Source organism: Mycolicibacterium neoaurum, assembly GCF_036946495.1.
In the GTDB taxonomy this organism is placed as follows: Bacteria; Actinomycetota; Actinomycetes; order Mycobacteriales; family Mycobacteriaceae; genus Mycobacterium; species Mycobacterium neoaurum_B.
The window spans coordinates 424772-440153 of record NZ_JAQIIX010000001.1 but is presented as its reverse complement, the minus strand read 5'-3'; the positions used below and the strand labels follow the sequence as shown (position 1 = coordinate 440153).

The 15382-nt window shown below is 61.4% G+C and carries 12 protein-coding genes; 7 read left to right on the top strand and 5 right to left on the bottom strand.

What is annotated here, in order from left to right:
* Positions 1-561 (bottom strand): PadR family transcriptional regulator, encoded by a 561-nt coding sequence (locus PGN27_RS01920; protein WP_036460780.1) that lies wholly within the window; start codon positions 559-561, stop codon positions 1-3.
* A 119-nt stretch (positions 562-680) separates the two neighbouring features.
* Between PGN27_RS01920 and PGN27_RS01915 the strand changes: the two genes are divergently transcribed.
* From PGN27_RS01915 to PGN27_RS01885, 7 genes are all read left to right on the top strand, one after another.
* On the top strand, positions 681-1088 hold the full coding sequence (locus tag PGN27_RS01915; protein ID WP_030135388.1) for a nuclear transport factor 2 family protein: 408 nt from the start codon (positions 681-683) through the stop codon (positions 1086-1088).
* 29 nt (positions 1089-1117) lie between these two features.
* Entirely contained in the window at positions 1118-2329 is a 1212-nt protein-coding gene (locus tag PGN27_RS01910; protein WP_335324570.1) for an acyl-CoA dehydrogenase family protein, read from the top strand.
* 31 nt (positions 2330-2360) lie between these two features.
* Complete coding sequence (locus tag PGN27_RS01905) at positions 2361-2885, top strand: MarR family winged helix-turn-helix transcriptional regulator (protein WP_335324569.1); 525 nt, start codon at positions 2361-2363, stop codon at positions 2883-2885.
* A 102-nt stretch (positions 2886-2987) separates the two neighbouring features.
* Positions 2988-3650, top strand: coding sequence for an NAD(P)-dependent oxidoreductase (locus PGN27_RS01900; protein WP_335324568.1), 663 nt, complete (start codon positions 2988-2990; stop codon positions 3648-3650).
* 713 nt (positions 3651-4363) lie between these two features.
* Positions 4364-5440 (top strand): Shedu immune nuclease family protein, encoded by a 1077-nt coding sequence (locus tag PGN27_RS01895; protein ID WP_335324567.1) that lies wholly within the window; start codon positions 4364-4366, stop codon positions 5438-5440.
* Between the two features lie 87 nt (positions 5441-5527).
* On the top strand, positions 5528-6859 hold the full coding sequence (locus tag PGN27_RS01890; protein ID WP_335324566.1) for a serine/threonine protein kinase: 1332 nt from the start codon (positions 5528-5530) through the stop codon (positions 6857-6859).
* A 136-nt stretch (positions 6860-6995) separates the two neighbouring features.
* Positions 6996-8714: a macro domain-containing protein gene (locus PGN27_RS01885; protein WP_335324565.1), complete on the top strand. Its 1719-nt coding sequence runs from the start codon at positions 6996-6998 to the stop codon at positions 8712-8714.
* Positions 8715-8738: 24 nt separating this feature from the next.
* Here the strand turns inward: PGN27_RS01885 and PGN27_RS01880 are convergent, their stop codons facing one another.
* From PGN27_RS01880 to PGN27_RS01865, 4 genes are read right to left on the bottom strand one after another with little or no spacing between them, the layout of a single operon-like run.
* Positions 8739-9653 (bottom strand): S1C family serine protease, encoded by a 915-nt coding sequence (locus tag PGN27_RS01880; protein ID WP_335324564.1) that lies wholly within the window; start codon positions 9651-9653, stop codon positions 8739-8741.
* Positions 9646-10161: a T3SS (YopN, CesT) and YbjN peptide-binding chaperone 1 gene (locus PGN27_RS01875; protein WP_335324563.1), complete on the bottom strand. Its 516-nt coding sequence runs from the start codon at positions 10159-10161 to the stop codon at positions 9646-9648. The genes PGN27_RS01880 and PGN27_RS01875 overlap by 8 nt, the downstream gene beginning before the upstream one ends.
* A gap of 36 nt (positions 10162-10197) precedes the next feature.
* Complete coding sequence (locus PGN27_RS01870) at positions 10198-13539, bottom strand: Swt1 family HEPN domain-containing protein (protein WP_335324562.1); 3342 nt, start codon at positions 13537-13539, stop codon at positions 10198-10200.
* A 1-nt stretch (position 13540) separates the two neighbouring features.
* Positions 13541-15382 (bottom strand): GmrSD restriction endonuclease domain-containing protein, encoded by a 1842-nt coding sequence (locus PGN27_RS01865; protein ID WP_335324561.1) that lies wholly within the window; start codon positions 15380-15382, stop codon positions 13541-13543.

The window sequence follows — 15382 nt, the reverse complement described above, 5'->3', positions numbered from 1 at the left end:
TCAGGGGCTTTCGTTGCGATCGATCACCGCCAGGGCACGTTCGGCCCAGCGAATGTTCTCCTGTTCGAAGGTAATCCCCCGCAGCAGAGTCAGATAGGGACCCACTGCGGCGTCGGTGCTCGCCAGGTAGTCGTCCTCGGAACGGTCGCCGAGCATGCGCGCCTGGAGGTTCTGTAGAACGGTGAGTTTCTCGCTTGCCCAATGAATTTGCTTGGCAATGGCATCGCGGATCGTCGTCACGTCACCGGCTTCCAGGCCCTGCACCATGACCAGCAGATCATCACGGATCGCAATGGGCGTGGGCTGGTCGCGGGTGAAGGAGCGAAATGCTTCGCGGCCGGCCGCGGTGAGGCGGTAGAGCCGTTTGGCGGGCCGGCGGCCTTCGGCGACGACGCGTGCCTCGATAAGGCCTTGATCGTCCATGCGTTCAAGCTCACGGTAGAGCTGCTGTGGGGTCGCGGTCCAGAAGTTGGCCACCGAGCGGTTGAAGCGTTTGGCCAAGTCATAGCCCGATGCCTCACCTTCCAGGAGTGAGGCAAGTACCGCATCGCGAAGAGCCATGGCTGGACCTTACAGCACTTAGTCAACAAGTTGATTAGTCGCTTGTGAACATCTCGTCGACAGTGCGGTTACTGTCATGGGCGATTACTCAACTTGGTGACTATTGAAGGGTGGTCCGCATGCAGCGGTTCCGTCAGGCTGTCGAGGCGCGCGATGAACAGGCGATCGCGGATCTGCTCGCCGACGATGTGGTGTTCACCAGTCCGGTCGCCTTTGCGCCGTATCCGGGGAAAGCGATCACCGCGGCGATCCTGCGCGCGGTACTGCGGGTGTTTGAAGACTTTCACTACGTCCGAGAGATCAACGACGCCGGCGGCCGTGACTCGGCGCTGGTGTTCAACGCCGTCGTCGACGGAAAGCAGATCGCCGGTTGCGATTTTCTGCACGTCAACGATGACGGTCTCATCGACGACTTCACCGTGATGGTGCGACCGCTCTCGGCGGCCAAAGCGCTCTCGGCGGCTATGGCCGAGCAGTTCGACCGCATCACACGCGAGGCGCTGGCCGACGAGGCAGCCTCCAACTGACCACCCACCTTCGACGATTGGAACAGCACATGGGCTTCAACTTGGATCTCACCGAGGAACAACGCGATCTGCAGAAGTGGGTGCACGGCTTCGCCGCCGACGTGCTGCGCCCGGCCGCCGCGGAATGGGATGAGCGCGAGGAACTTCCGTGGCCGGTGCTCAAAGAGGCAGCCGATATCGGACTGTACAGCTGGGATGCGCTCAACCAGTTCTTCGCCGACCCCACGGGCTTGCTGTTGTGTCTGGTTGCCGAGGAACTCTTCTGGGGGGACGCCGGCGCGGCGATGGTGCTGTTCGGGACCAACCTCGCACTGGGGGGACTGCTGTCCGCGGGAACTCCCGAGCAGTTCGCCGAGTGGGGCCCGCAGTGTCTCGGCGACAAGTCCGACCCGAAGGTCGGGGCGTTCTGCGTGTCCGAGCCCGACGCCGGCTCGGATGTGTCGAAGCTGCGCACCAGGGCCCGCTATGACGAGGCCACCGACGAATGGGTGCTCAACGGGCAAAAAGCCTGGATCACCAACGGGGGTGTGGCGGCGGTCCACGTCGTGGTCGCCTCGGTGGATCCCGAGCTGGGGTCCCGCGGACAGGCCACCTTCGTGATCCCCGAGGGCACCAAGGGGCTGGTCGGCAATCGCAAGATCCTCAAGCTGGGGCTGCGGTCCTCGCATACCGCTGACGTGTTCCTCGACGATGTCCGGGTGCCCGGACACTGCCTGCTGGGCGGAAAGGATCGGCTCGACGAGCGGCTGGCGCGTGCGCGGGAAGGCACGCGCACCGGCACTCAGAACGCGTTGAGCACCTTTGAGTTCACTCGTCCCATCGTCGGTGCCCAAGCGCTGGGCATCGCGCGGGCCGCCTACGAATACGCTCTCGACTACGCCAAAGAACGAAATGCCTTCGGCCGTCCGATCATCGACAACCAGGCCATCGCCTTTGCGTTGGCCGACATGCGTACCGAGATCGACGCCGCTCGGCTGTTGGTGTGGCGCGCAGCGTGGATGGCCGCTTCCGGCAGAGCCTTTGAGGCCGGTGAAGGTTCGATGTCGAAGCTCAAGGCCAGCGAAGTGGCCGTGTGGGCGACCGAACGGGCTGTGCAGATCCTGGGTGGCGCTGGTTACAGCCGTGAGCATCCTGTCGAGCGATGGTTCCGAGATGCCAAGATCTACACCATCTTCGAGGGAACCTCCGAGATTCAGCGGCTGGTGATCTCTCGAGCCATCTCCGGTATCAGAATTCGCTGACAGCACGGCGTATTCGACGCCGACAGGACGCGTGATCACCGCGCCATCCACTCTTCACGAGAATATACATAGCACCATGATGTATATTGAGGACATGGCAGCAGGCGACGGTATCGATAGGCTTGCCGAAGCCGTTCGGCAGTCTGCACTGTTGGCGACTCGGCATCTGCTCAATCGCGAAGAACTCAGCGTGTCCGCGATGGAGGTGCTGCACACGTTGAGCGTCGAGGGCCCGACCCGGCTCACGGTGCTCACCGAGGTCATCCGCATAAGCCAGCCGGCGATGACGCAGCTGATTCAGCGTCTCGAACGCCGCGAGTTGGTAACTCGTGCAGCCGACCCCGACGATGGCCGCGCAACCATCGTCGCCGTCACCGATCATGCGCGAGAGCTGCTGAATCGGTTACGCGACGAGGACAACGGAAAGCTCGAAGTTCTTCTGTCCACATTGACGGCGAGCGATCGAGAAGCGTTACGGCTTGCGCTGTATGTCGCCGGACCGATCTTCGAGCAACTCAACGCCAACGCCGCGCGGCTGGCACGGGCCAGCACCTGATATGGCTCCACCTCAGCCATATGCATTCGTCCATTAAGTAAAAGGTTGGGACGCTGCTGCGTCTCGCATGACTGGCGCGCGACCCATCGAAACGGAGAACACATGACTAATCTGCTTGTCCTCGGCGGCAGCGGTCGCACCGGCGTCCATGTGCTCGCGCATGCCGTGACACGTGGCCATCATGTGCGGGCCCTGGTGCGTAACCCCGACGCCGTTCGCGCCCCGGACGGCGTCGAACTGATCGCGGGCTCACCGTCGAACATCGACGACATCCGCCAGGCCGCTCAGGGTGCGGACGCGGTGATCAGCACGCTCAACAACTCGCGCGCATCCGACAACCCGTGGGCCAAGGCCGTCAGCCCGCCGATGTTCATGACCGATGCGATTCGTAACGTCCTGGCGGTGATGACCGAGCAGAACATCCGCCGGATCGTCGTCAACTCCTCAATGGGTGCCGGCGACGATTGGAATCGGATCAGCCCGTTCGCCAGATTCTTCGTGAACATCTCGAATATCAAGGCCGGCTTCATCGACCACAACGGAGTCGATGAGGTTGTGCGTGCCTCCGGCACCGACTGGACTCTGGTCAGGGCGGTCGCGCTCACCGACAAGCCGGCCGGTGGACCTGTCCGGGCCGCGGTGCGCGGAACTGACAAACCAGGCTCGCGCATCAACCGTGCCGATCTTGCTGCCTTCCTCGTCGACACCGTCGATGATCCCAGGTGGATCCACCAGGCACCGCTCGTCTGGAACGCCAGAGGCTGAGATAACCATGCACGGTTGATGGGCGCCGTTGCGCCGCAGCTGATTCCGCTTCCCTAAAACGTCACAGTGACGAATAGGCTGGGTGCGGTCGGACAGGGGTGAGTGCCGCGCCTTTGGCCGGTCCGGCCGCCGGCAAGGCTCAGGCGCGGCGAACGGTCGCGCAATGTCACGGAGCTGTCCTTTGAAGGATGGCAGGTGCGCTAGGTGCGCCTCGGTCAGAAGTCTGGGGCGGCTGTCGCTCGCCAGCTAGTGCTGGAGTGAGGATCAATAATCGGTGGCAGTCTTGCGGTCTGGCTCGACGGCCCGTTGTTAAGTGCGGATGCTGTCAGTTTGCAAAGGACTAACGCCATTGGAGGGCGCTGAACTGCAGCGCAGCGATCAACTGAAAAGGTGCATCGCCGCCGATTTCGGTTTACCTCCGTCGACGAGCCGTCTTGATCTCAGGACTATGTCTCGACGGTTACAGAATTAGATAGATCCCGCAGCACCCTACGAATCCCTCGCGGTGGGTCGCCACGACGGTAGAGTTGCCGACGAACTGGTCCGAAAAATGCTCGGGGAGCGGGGTGCCTACGTTCGAGTTTGACGTTCCGGCCGAGCCGAACGAAGTGACCTACGCCGAGGGGCGATTGACAACGCGTACGTATGCGACTCGGAGCTTCCTCGCACAGTTTGGGCGGGATGCTGGCCATCCATCCCGCTACATCTACCGCGTGTTTGACGAGGTGCAGCAAGCTGACGACGAACATTGTGAATGGACAAGGGAAGTGGTGTACGAAACGCCCGGCGGGCGAAAGCAACTACAACTTCAAATTGCTCGTGAACAGGGCGCGGTTCGAAAGCTGCGCCTCCAAAAGGTTCCGACAAGCGGCGATGCCACGCGGTTGGAAACCGTGCTCGAACTCGATCGGGATCAAGCCACTCGTCTCATCGACATGCTGCGTGCGATCGAGATGGTCCCCATTGAGGGTGACAGTTCGGTATACGTCGACGACCAACTTCTTCGTGACCTCTTCGACGACCCGACTGCCTTCCACAACCTATATTCACGAGACCCAGAACGGTTCCGCGCGCTCATCGAAACCGATGCCGAAGCCGACGATGTTATTGCTCTCCAGCGTCGAAAGCACGTGGCCGAAACAATGCGGCGCTGGTTAACCGACGATGCCGCTTTCGATGCGGCGGCAGGGGCAGCCGGCGGTCCCGAACGCGCGTGGCAGAGCCTCCTCGAGGAAAATCCTTGGGTTCTCGGGATCGGGTTGGGCGGCCAACTTCTGACTTCATGGGACAACGACCGACTAGAACAAACCGTAGTCGGCCGAAGCGTCAGTGGCGTCGGTAAGAGGGTTGACGCATTGCTCCGCACGGCCGGCGTCATCCGGGCGCTGGCGTTTGCTGAGATCAAACACCATCGCACTCCGTTACTTGAAGGCGAGTATCGATCCGGATGTTGGTCTCCAGCAAAAGAACTTGCAGGAGCTGTCGTGCAAGTCCAACAGTCTGTACACCTGGCGTGCCGCGATATAGGTGAATACCTTCGGGACACATCAGCCGACGGTGAGCTACTGCCCTCGGGCACCTTCCTTCTCCGCCCGCGATCATTCGTGATCGCAGGAACGCTCGCGCAACTCACTGGTGCTGCGGGAGGGCCGATTCCCGACCAATTTCGAAGTTTCGAGCTATTCCGGCGAAACCTTCATGACCCTGAAATCATCACGTTCGACGAACTCGTCGCTCGCGCGGAATGGCACGTCGAGGTTGCAGTTCGCTCAGCGGGAGACGTCACTTAATCGTCTGGACCGAATTTGCTCGAATAGCTGCGCGGCTGCTGACAAGCCCGGCACCCCAGCCGTCGTGAGCGCGAGAGGATAGTCCACATGGCAAAGCGATATGGACGATGGGAGACAATCGAGACCTTAGGGGAGGGTGGCCAGGCGCATACATTCCTGGTCCGTAATAGCGACGACAGGTCTACAGGGTGGGTACTCAAGCGACTCAAAAACCCCAAGCGGATCGACCGGTTCAAACGCGAGATCGAAATGTTGACGCGGTTGAAGTCGCCTCATATCCCCGCCGTCGTGGACGCCGACATCGGTGAAAAGGCCTCTTACCTCGTGACGGCCTACGTAGGTGAGAATCTCACCGCGCTTCCGGATCTTGTTGAACCCCGGGCCATCTTCGAACGATTCCAAGGAGTGGTAACCGCCGTCCATGATGCGCACGCGCAGGGGGTGGTACACCGCGATATAAAGCCCGACAACATCGTTGTCGATCAGAACGGCAAGCCGTACTTGGTCGACTTCGGGATCTGCGCGGATATGGGATCTGGCGTGATGCTCACGACAGTGGAAGGGTTCGGCAATGCGGCCTTCGCAGCGCCAGAGTGCGGTGCGGGAAGCCTCGACGCGGCTCAGGAAGCGAGTGATGTTTACAGCCTCGGAAAAGTTCTCCACTGGATGACAAGCAGTAGAACGGTTTTCGTGAGAGAGCGGTTTGAACGCGATTCGTTAACTGTCGCAGACCAGCATGTTGCACACTATATTTCGGTTATTGTCAACCACACCGTTCGCGAGGATCCAGGCTCACGCTGGACTTCAACGGATCTGTTGCGGGGCATCGAATGGGTGTTGGCGAAGATTGGTGAGCATTCCGCCTTTATATCGAGTGGCATGGAAGTAATCACTGACGGCTTCGGACCCCGCGACGAGTGTGATCCGGGCGGATCGCGCTCTGCGACGGGAGCCAAGCGTGGCAACCCGGCCGCGGAACACCTCGTCGCCCAATCCTTCTATGTCCGCGACCCGGTCGACCTTGATGGGATCGACATCGGCTTGAGACTTCGGAACGGCAGCACCGGTATGGCCGAGGTCCGTCTGTCGAAGGGTGACCTTGCGACTCCTTACGACCATGACAGTGATGTACTCGAACGCTGGCCCGTCAGTGTTCGCGGCTCGAACACCGTGGAGGTGATTCGGCTGCAATCAGTTGGCACGCCGACGCTGGGACCGCACGAGATCTACTGGGTCATCCTTTCGGCGACAGATGAGAATAGTGACGTCGAGTGGATCTCCGCATCGCCGGAACTCCGACCCCGCGACGTTTGGATCGCAGAGCGACACGGCGCTGATGACTGGGAGGGCGTTGAGTCCGTCGGCGGGCCCGGCATGGCATTCCGCGTTTTGGCCAGACCCACCAAGCTGGGCCATTAGGTCGAGATTCGTCAGCGCAGTCGTCCCCTCGAATTTACCGTTCAGCAGTGTTTGGGGGTTCGGCCCGATCCCGAGCGCATCGTCCGCTGGAGGCGAAGGCTGCATCGACGTCGGTGTACAGATGCATACTAGCTGCGTGCTGAAGATCACCGCGGTATGTGGCGACATCACCAAGCAGGAGGTAGACGCCGTCATTAACCCCGCGAACACCGGCATGCGCGGGGGTGGCGGTGCCGATGGCGCAATTCATCGTGCAGGAGGTCCCGCAATCCTCCGCGACTGCATCGAGAGGTTCCCGAACGGACTGGCCACAGGTGACGCCGGATGGACGACAGCTGGCGACCTACCGGCTGAGTGGGTCATCCACACGGTCGGACCGAACTACAACGCTGGCCAGCGAGACCGATCGCTGTTGGAGTCCTGCTATCGCCGAGCCATGGAAGTTGCTGACGAGCTCGGCGCTCGAGTCGTTGCCTCTCCGCTCATCAGCACCGGCGCCTTCGGCTGGCCGCGCCAAGATGCAATCGCCGCCGCGATCGAAAGCATTGCCGCGGCCAATTCTCGTGTCGAGGAGATGCGCCTGGTGGCTTTCGACGCCGAGATGCACGAGCAAGTGAGCGCCGAATTGGCGTCGTCGACACCGATCCGGATCTTGCAAGGCGTCCGCGTGCTGCATCAACGCGGCTACCATCGGCTGCGCATCCTGCCGGGAGTCAGCCCTTCAGGGATGTATTGGCGAGTTGCAATCACACTCAGCGACAATCTAATTGACGATGCGGCTTACCCGAACGTCACCGACTGGGACATCGCACTGCTGTACTCGACCGGCGGGCTCACCGAGTTCGCCGGCGGAGAGGTAACGGTGACGACGACACCCGAGAGGGTCGCTGATCTCATTTTGAGCGCCTTGCGCGACGTCACTCCAACCTACGACGACCCCGAATACATGGCCTGGTTCGCCGAGCTCCTTCGTGTTGTTGAGCGAACCAAGGCACTACCTGTCGCGTACGCCGACTACTTCGACGCCAGCGAGGGGTGGGAGGTCGGCTGGGGCAGTGGCGTCAAGCATCCGCGACCACCGCGGCCGCCGGCTTCTGCCCAAAAAGGATCCAGTTCGATGCCATCGACGTCAGATGCCGGTGACACTCTAATCGTTCTCGACCGGCTCGGTACGGTCCTGCAGTGGGCGACAGGGCTTTCCCCGAAGGCCAGCGCAGTGGAAGGAACCCTTCTTCCGCGCGGGGACACGCTGTCACCCGGCGTCACAACAAAATTCGTTGCCAAGGACGTCCGGGGTGCCGACCGGGCTGCACTCTTTGCCGATGGGCAGTTCGTTCATTTGGGCGTCTGGCCGGCTGAACTCCAATCTCAGTACACGTACTTGTATTCCGATCGGGACATAGTCGAATCGGTGCTTGAACTCGAGGCTCTCACCGGTTTCACCGTTGAACCCAACTTCCAGCTGGCCCATCGATTCGCCCAACCTCTTCAACGCTGGTTTCCGACCAGACTGCTATCCGCGGAAGAATACCTAGGCCAGTGGATCGACGACTTCCAAAGCGGTCGCGCCGGCGGCCGAACCCGCGATGAGATAGCAGATCCGGACTTCTTCGGCTGGCTGGTAGAGCGCCGCTACGCTCTTGCCGCGGAGCAGGAAAGCCTTCACCATTGGTTAGACGGCAAGAAGGCTGGCATACAGATTCATATACGCCCCGGCATCCAGATCCGCAGAACCTGGTCGTACGCAGAAGCATTCGCGGTTGACAACCAGCATGAGTTCGCCGCACAGGTGCGGAAAGCAGTGGATCAGGTATTGATCGCACTCGGCCAGACGAACCCGAGCTCCGCACGTTGAACTGCGCCTTCCCCCGCGGGTGTTTCAGCTGAATGTTCGCACGCTCCGCGGCAGGCATTCAATCGAGACTTCGTGGTCACCACGCAAGACCACGACTGCTACTCTGCGATTGGCGACGTCGCGTCGCAACGCGCGCAATAGGTCGTTCTGGGAGTGGATGTCGCGATCCCCGACAGTGACGATCGCATCGCCAGTCTCAAAGGGGCCTGCTGAGTTATCGCGAACAGCCGTCACTACAAGAGCATGCCCTCCCGGTGCTCTATCGACGGATCGGCGTGCGACGCTGACCCCCAATGACGCGCGTTCAACCGCACCGTAGGTGATGAGTTCCTGGACTACCTCCGCGACGGTGTCGGCCGGGACCGCGAAGCCAATGCCATCGGCCTCAGGGATAGCTGCCGTATTCACTCCTATGACAAGACCGTCGACGTTCACCAATGGCCCGCCGGAGTTTCCGGGGTTGATTGCGGCATCCGTCTGGATCACGTCGAAGATCGCTTGCTTATCCCCGGTGGGAAGGCTTCGCTTCAAACCGCTCACGATGCCAATGCTGATGCTCTCCGGGAACTCACCCAGGGGGCTACCGAATGCAAAGCAGAGTTCTCCGAGCCGCGCCCCGCGGGCCGAAATCAAGAGCGGCTCAGCGGGTTGCGGATCAACTCGCAGGACAGCGAGGTCGGTCAAGGGATCTCGTCCCACGACGCGTGCCTCGGTCTGTCGAGCGCCGGGTAGCTGGACGTGGATCGGGTCGACCATTCCTTCGACCACATGATTGTTCGTGACGAGGTGCTCGACGTCGTAGAGGAACGCTGATCCGCTACCTTCGTCGAAATCACGCGTCTGTGCTCTGACAATGGCAGTAGAAAGCACAACGCGTTCGGCCAGTCCGATAATCTCGTCGCTGAACTGCCGAAGCAACCGTCCCGATGTATTAGACATCGAACTCGTCACCATCATCGTCGTCGAGCATGGTCTGTCCGCCAAATCGCTTCTGCAGCCGAGTGTCATAGTGGTCCGCGCGGTCTGCGATGTGATCAATGGTCGCCATGAGCTGCTCGGGCGAAAGTCCATCGAAAATGTAGAGCTCCGCCGAAAGCACTATCTGTGGTCCATCTGGGTCGACGGTTGCCTTCGCGTTCGGCGTATTCCGATTGATCGCATTAACCGCCTCGTACACCTCGGGGCGCATGGCGAAGCCCTCAAGCAGCGGAGAGAAAACTGCGATCCATGGCGTTCCGTCGTCGCTCGTACTGACGTACACGACGGCGCTGCCTGATACCAGCGCGATGTCGCCGTCATCGTCACGCTCGATCGAGTCGAGTTTGAGCTCACGCTTGAGCGTGCTCTCCAGCCACTCATCGAGCTGGTGCGCGCTGCTGTCACCAGAGGAGCCGAACACTCTGTCGAAGAACGAGGTCGACTGCGGTCGTGGAGTGAATCGCGACACTTCACGGTCTCCTGTGTGGGGTCAGGCTGTAATCGATCATTCCGACTCGAACCCCGACTGGTCGAATTTCAGCGTCTTTGCGTTCTCGGACAGCGTCCGAATCTTGTTCTCGTCGAATCCATTTGTGTCAACGGCCTCGATCTCGATCTTGACGACGAGGTCGATGCCCTGCTCCCGCAGGTTAGCGATGATCTCATCGGCGACGTTCTTGAAGTCGAGCGCGATTTTGTCCGAACTGAGGGTCTTCACCCCGTAAAAGCGCGTCTTCGATGGGGGGAATGCGACGTCTACCTTGGGGGAATCAGCTGGGATACCAGGCTTGGTCTCCTGCTGCGGAGCATCGTTTGGCTCATTGGATGGCGTCTCCTCGTCACGTTGCTTTACGGCAATGTCGGGACGTACGAGCAGAAGTGCGTCGGTGGCCGATGGCGCGGCGTTTGTGTCGGTCGGAATCCACAGCCCGATGTACCGGCCGGTGCCCTCGTCGAAGCCTGTAGCAAGTGCGAAGGCATCGGTCTGCCAGATCATCGGCAGATCGAGTACCCCGTCCTGCAACACCTTTCGGTCTCGCAAGCGCGGCATATACGGGTACTGGCAGTACAGCGACCACAACGCACCGAGCGCGACGTGCCCGCCGTTCCAGATTTGCGGCACCTTGTTGATGGCGAGTCGAACATTGACTGCGGCCTGACGGATGGACAGGTCACCGTCGTTGCCAAGTCGGCGCGAAACCCGCTCCGCCAACGATTCGGACTGTCCTTCCACCTTGGTCTCGCGGACGATGAACGGAGCGCCTGCGTCAGGTTGCGCCGGGACCAGGGCCCAGGTGAAGGTCTGCATCAGCCGGGAGATGACGGTTTGGTCTGCTTGCGACTGTCGTTGGGTGGCCTGGTTCTTCTGATTCTGAGTGAGGTCCAGGTCGGCCTCGTTTGCCAAGACGTGCGTCCAACCCAGATAGTCGCGGGTGGCGTTGTCGAGTTCTTCGAGCCGGGCTTCGTCTGCGGCGAGGTACACCAGCATGTTGCGGTTGGCGCGGTTGGCGGTGCCGCGCTGCTCGGTGGACTGTCGGGCGAATTCCTTAGCAAAGGAGTCAGTTCCGCGCTTGTGAGCGACCTTCGGGTGCAGGATCACCAGGCGTGCTTCGTCTGTGTCGGGGATGTCCGCGTTCGTTTCGGGGCAGACGTGGACTCCGGCGAAGTCGCCTCGTGTGCGGGCCTGGGCCTGTAGGCGGCGGACGATCTCGGCCCACACATCCTCTTTGTGCAGGCGCTCGGCCTGGTCCTTGGCGGTGCGGGTGATGTTGGCTTGAAGGTCGTACCAGTACTTGCCGGAGCCGGAGTAGAAGTAGGTGGCCCGGTCGCCGAGTTGGGTGAGCGCGGAGTGGAAGTTGCCGGGCACATCACCGGGCACGGCGGTGCCCAGGAACACCCGCTGGGTTTCGAGGCCTTTGTGGGCCGAGCCGATGGTCGGCGCGGCGCCGAAGAAGACGGTGCGGGCTAGGCGCTTGGTCAGCGAGCGCTGACCGAACAGCGGCTTGTCCTTATCGATGCGTGCGGGTTCGGAGGTTGGGCCGTCGACGTCGGCGTCGATGATCGCCTTCCACGAATCCTGAAGGTATTGCGTGAGTTCAGAATTGACGTTGGCGGTCGCCAGTGGGACCGAGCCTGGCATAATCAGCGGTGAGGCGTCTTCACCGGTCCATAGGGCGTGGATCACCGTACTCATCAGGCGCAGCACGCCGCGGGTGCGTTGGAACCGTTCCAGGGACGACCATTCTTCGTACAGTCGGTCGAACAGTTCGGGGTGAATGGGGTAGGTCCGCTTGATCCGGTCTTCGTAGGCGCCGTCGCGGGCTTCGCGGGGAAAGTCGTCGCTGTACTTGCGATACATCTCGACGTAGCCGCGCGCGGTTGCACTGATCGATGCGAGGGCTGCCGCATCGGGTTGCTTGAATAGCCGCTGCCGCACGATCTGGTAAGCCTCGACCGATGAAGCCGGTCGCCATTGGTCGGCGACGCGACGCACGACGTTCTGCAACCGCTTGAGCGCCTCCAGGCCGTGGGCACCACCAACTTCCTCAGCGTTACCGGCGGCGATCTTGTCGGGGGCGTCTCCGGTCTCGGAGGCGGGAATCGAGATCACCAGCAGCACACCCGAAGTGCCCTTGGCAGCCTCGGTCAGCGACTGCGCGAAGGTGAACTGGTCGTCAAAGGTGCCGCCAGCAAGGTCGTCACGGCCAACGAGCGAGCGTGCGTAGGCCACCCATTCGTCGATCAGAATGACGGCAGGGGAGTGCTTCTGCAGCAGGTCGTGCAACGCTTCGCCGGGGGTGGTGCGTTCGGCGTCGGCCTTGGCGACCAGTGCGTAGGCTTCGGGCCCGCCGAGTTGCCAGGCCAGCTCGCCCCACAGGGTATTGACGTGCGTGCCGTCGTCCTTGGTTTCACCGGCGGGGCTGAAGTGGTTGCCGACGATTGCGACGCGATTTATCTTCGCGCCGGAGTATCCGTTGGCGGACAGTAGCTCCTGGGTGTCTTGAGGAAACTCGCCGATGGGCAGTCCGGCGGCGACGTGCCACAGCGCCAGCATGGAGTGGGTCTTGCCGCCACCAAAATTGGTCTGCAGGTTGATCACCGGTGGCGCGTTATCGTCGCCGGAGATACGACGGACAGCGCGGCCAACGAGATCGGTCAACCCCTCGGTGAGGTAAGTGCGTCTGAAGAACTCGACCGCATCCGCGTAGCCAGAATCCTGTTCGCCGCCGAATGCGACTTTGTATAAGTCGGCGGCGAACTCGGAGGCGGCGAAGTTCCCGGTGGCGACGTCATCGTGGGGCGGAAGCACATCTCGCCAAGGCTTGAGACCGGACGCCTCCGGGTTGTCGACCGCCGCCTTCAGAGTCTTTTTGTCCTCTTTGTCGGCGGTGACGCGACGCAGGTTGAGCCGGATCGCGTGCACCTCGTCGGCTTCCTTGGTGGCACCAACCAGCTTGAGCAGTCGCTCGCCGGTGTCCAGTGCGCGGTAGGCGTCGTCGTCGGAGAAGGTTCCGTTGTGCGCCCAGTTGTTTCGGACCTCGCGCAGTTCGATCGCGAAGGACTCGCCGGCCTTGCCGAAAGACTTGTTGAACGGATACCAGCCGGCCTTGAAACTGCTGGTGATGCTGCTCTCAGTGAGGATGCGGAACTGCACTTGGGGATCGTGGGGATTGTAGGTCTTATCTGCTGGGGCGCCCTTCTTGCCGTCTTTGATTTGGACAAGCTTGGTCCACGCGGCGCCGAGCGCAGGGTCGCCTTGACCGATCACCGATGCGATGAAGTCATCTAGCGCCGGGGCCATCACCTCAAACATTCGGTTGATGCGGTCGCGGTTACTCAAAGCCATATCAATCGTCCCCTAAGCTCATATCGTCGTTCAGATCGTCGGGCTCGAACTGTGCAGAGTCTTCATTGGCGAAGCCTTGGTCGATATCGCGTTGGACGGCTTTGCCGATCGCCGATTCGACCAACTGGCAAAGCGACTCGCGTCGGAAGCTGAAGTAGGCGTCGAAGTCATCTGCGCGCAGGAACTCGGCCGGAATGAGGTGAGTTGCGACCAGCTCGTCGAGTCGTTGCTCCGCGATCTGCGCACGGGCTTCGATAACCGACAGATAGGAGGATGGCGCCGCGCCACCGATGGTGCGGTTCGTGCGAGCGCTGATCGTCGTCTTGTTGACGATGCTTTCGCGGCGCTCGGGGTCAATGCCGTTGTCGTCACACCACTTCTGCGGAAACACGTGGTGGATGTCGACAGCGAGGTCGACGTACTGCACTTTGTCGAGAGCCTTGTCCTCCATCCAGTCCCGTGCACCTCTGGCGAGGATGAGCGCCGCAATACCCTTATAGGCCGCCGCGTTTCGGGTCCGCAGGGAGTGCAGACGCGACTCCGTGAAGCTGGCGTCTTGGATGGTCCGCGGTATCGGGGCGGACTCGTCGATCGCCCACGCGGGGACCGCTTCGATATCGCGGGCGAAGCGTGTTTCACTCGCCGAGCCGTAGAGTTCGCCGAGTACCCCGCACCAAAACCAGCGGACTAGACGCTCGCTGACGCTGACCAGATCCGCGTCCTTGCCCAGCGCCACCTTGACGGTCGCCAGTGGAACGAGTTGCTTGGGGTACGGCACGTCGCGCGGGGCGAAGATATGGCGGTCCGCCAGGAACGTCGCGGCCCAGACGAATGCCTCCCGCAGCGGGTCACGCCACTGCAGGTAGTCGGTCAGCGTCAGCTTCAGCACGTCCTCACGCTTCGCCGAGATCGCCGGTGGTCGGTCGGAGGTGTCGGCGAGATGTCGCTGCCGGGTGGTGAGCATTGTAACGGCCTGCAGGAAGTCGGTGTTTTCGACGGCGTTCAGCACTGGGGAGGACGCCCACTTGAGCTGGGTCTCCTTCCAGTCGTCGTTCAAGCGGAAGTCTTCCCCCGCCGACTCAAAGTAGTGCGCATCGCCGGCGAAGACGGCGGTCAGCAACTCGAATACATTGAGCGGCAGACCACCGATGTTGACTTTCTCGAAGACAGTCGCCACGGCCGCCTTGTCGGTGTTCTCATCGAGGATGATCGCCGGGATATCGTAGGTAGCGGCGGGTTTGATGAATCCTTCGTGGAACTTCTTGCCGAGTTCTCGGTCCTGCAGTTCAAGGATCCAGCTCATGTAGTCCCCGTAGAGCAGGTGCAGCGGGAAGTAGCCATGTTCGCGCTGTTTTTCGGGCTCGCTCAGGTCGAGGACGACGTCCTTGCCGAAGTTGGTGCGGATGACACCATCGGCGGGAATCGAGATGATCGCTTCATCGACACGGTTGGAGTCACTCAGTGCCGTCTGCATGTGGACGAGGTAGCGGCGGTCGAGCAGCTTGCCTCGGCTGTCCTTCGTCGCAACGACGCCGTTACCGCTGAGCGCCTGGGTAAGTGAGGTGAGGCGCTGTTGTCCGTCCAGTAGTAGAAACTTCGCTTCGACACCCGCTGCCAGATCGACGCCTTCGATTGCGCGAGGCTTGAATCGCACGTGAGAATTGCCGGTTTTCAGGAGCATCACGGCGCCTAAGGGGTGTCCGCGCAGCACCGTGACCAGGAGTTGACGGATGCGTTCATCTTCCCACTTGTAACCGCGCTGAAAGTCCGGCAACTGGATTTCGCCCGAGCGAGTCCACGCCAGGTACTCACCCAACTCGTGCATCGGCGTCAGGAATCCCAC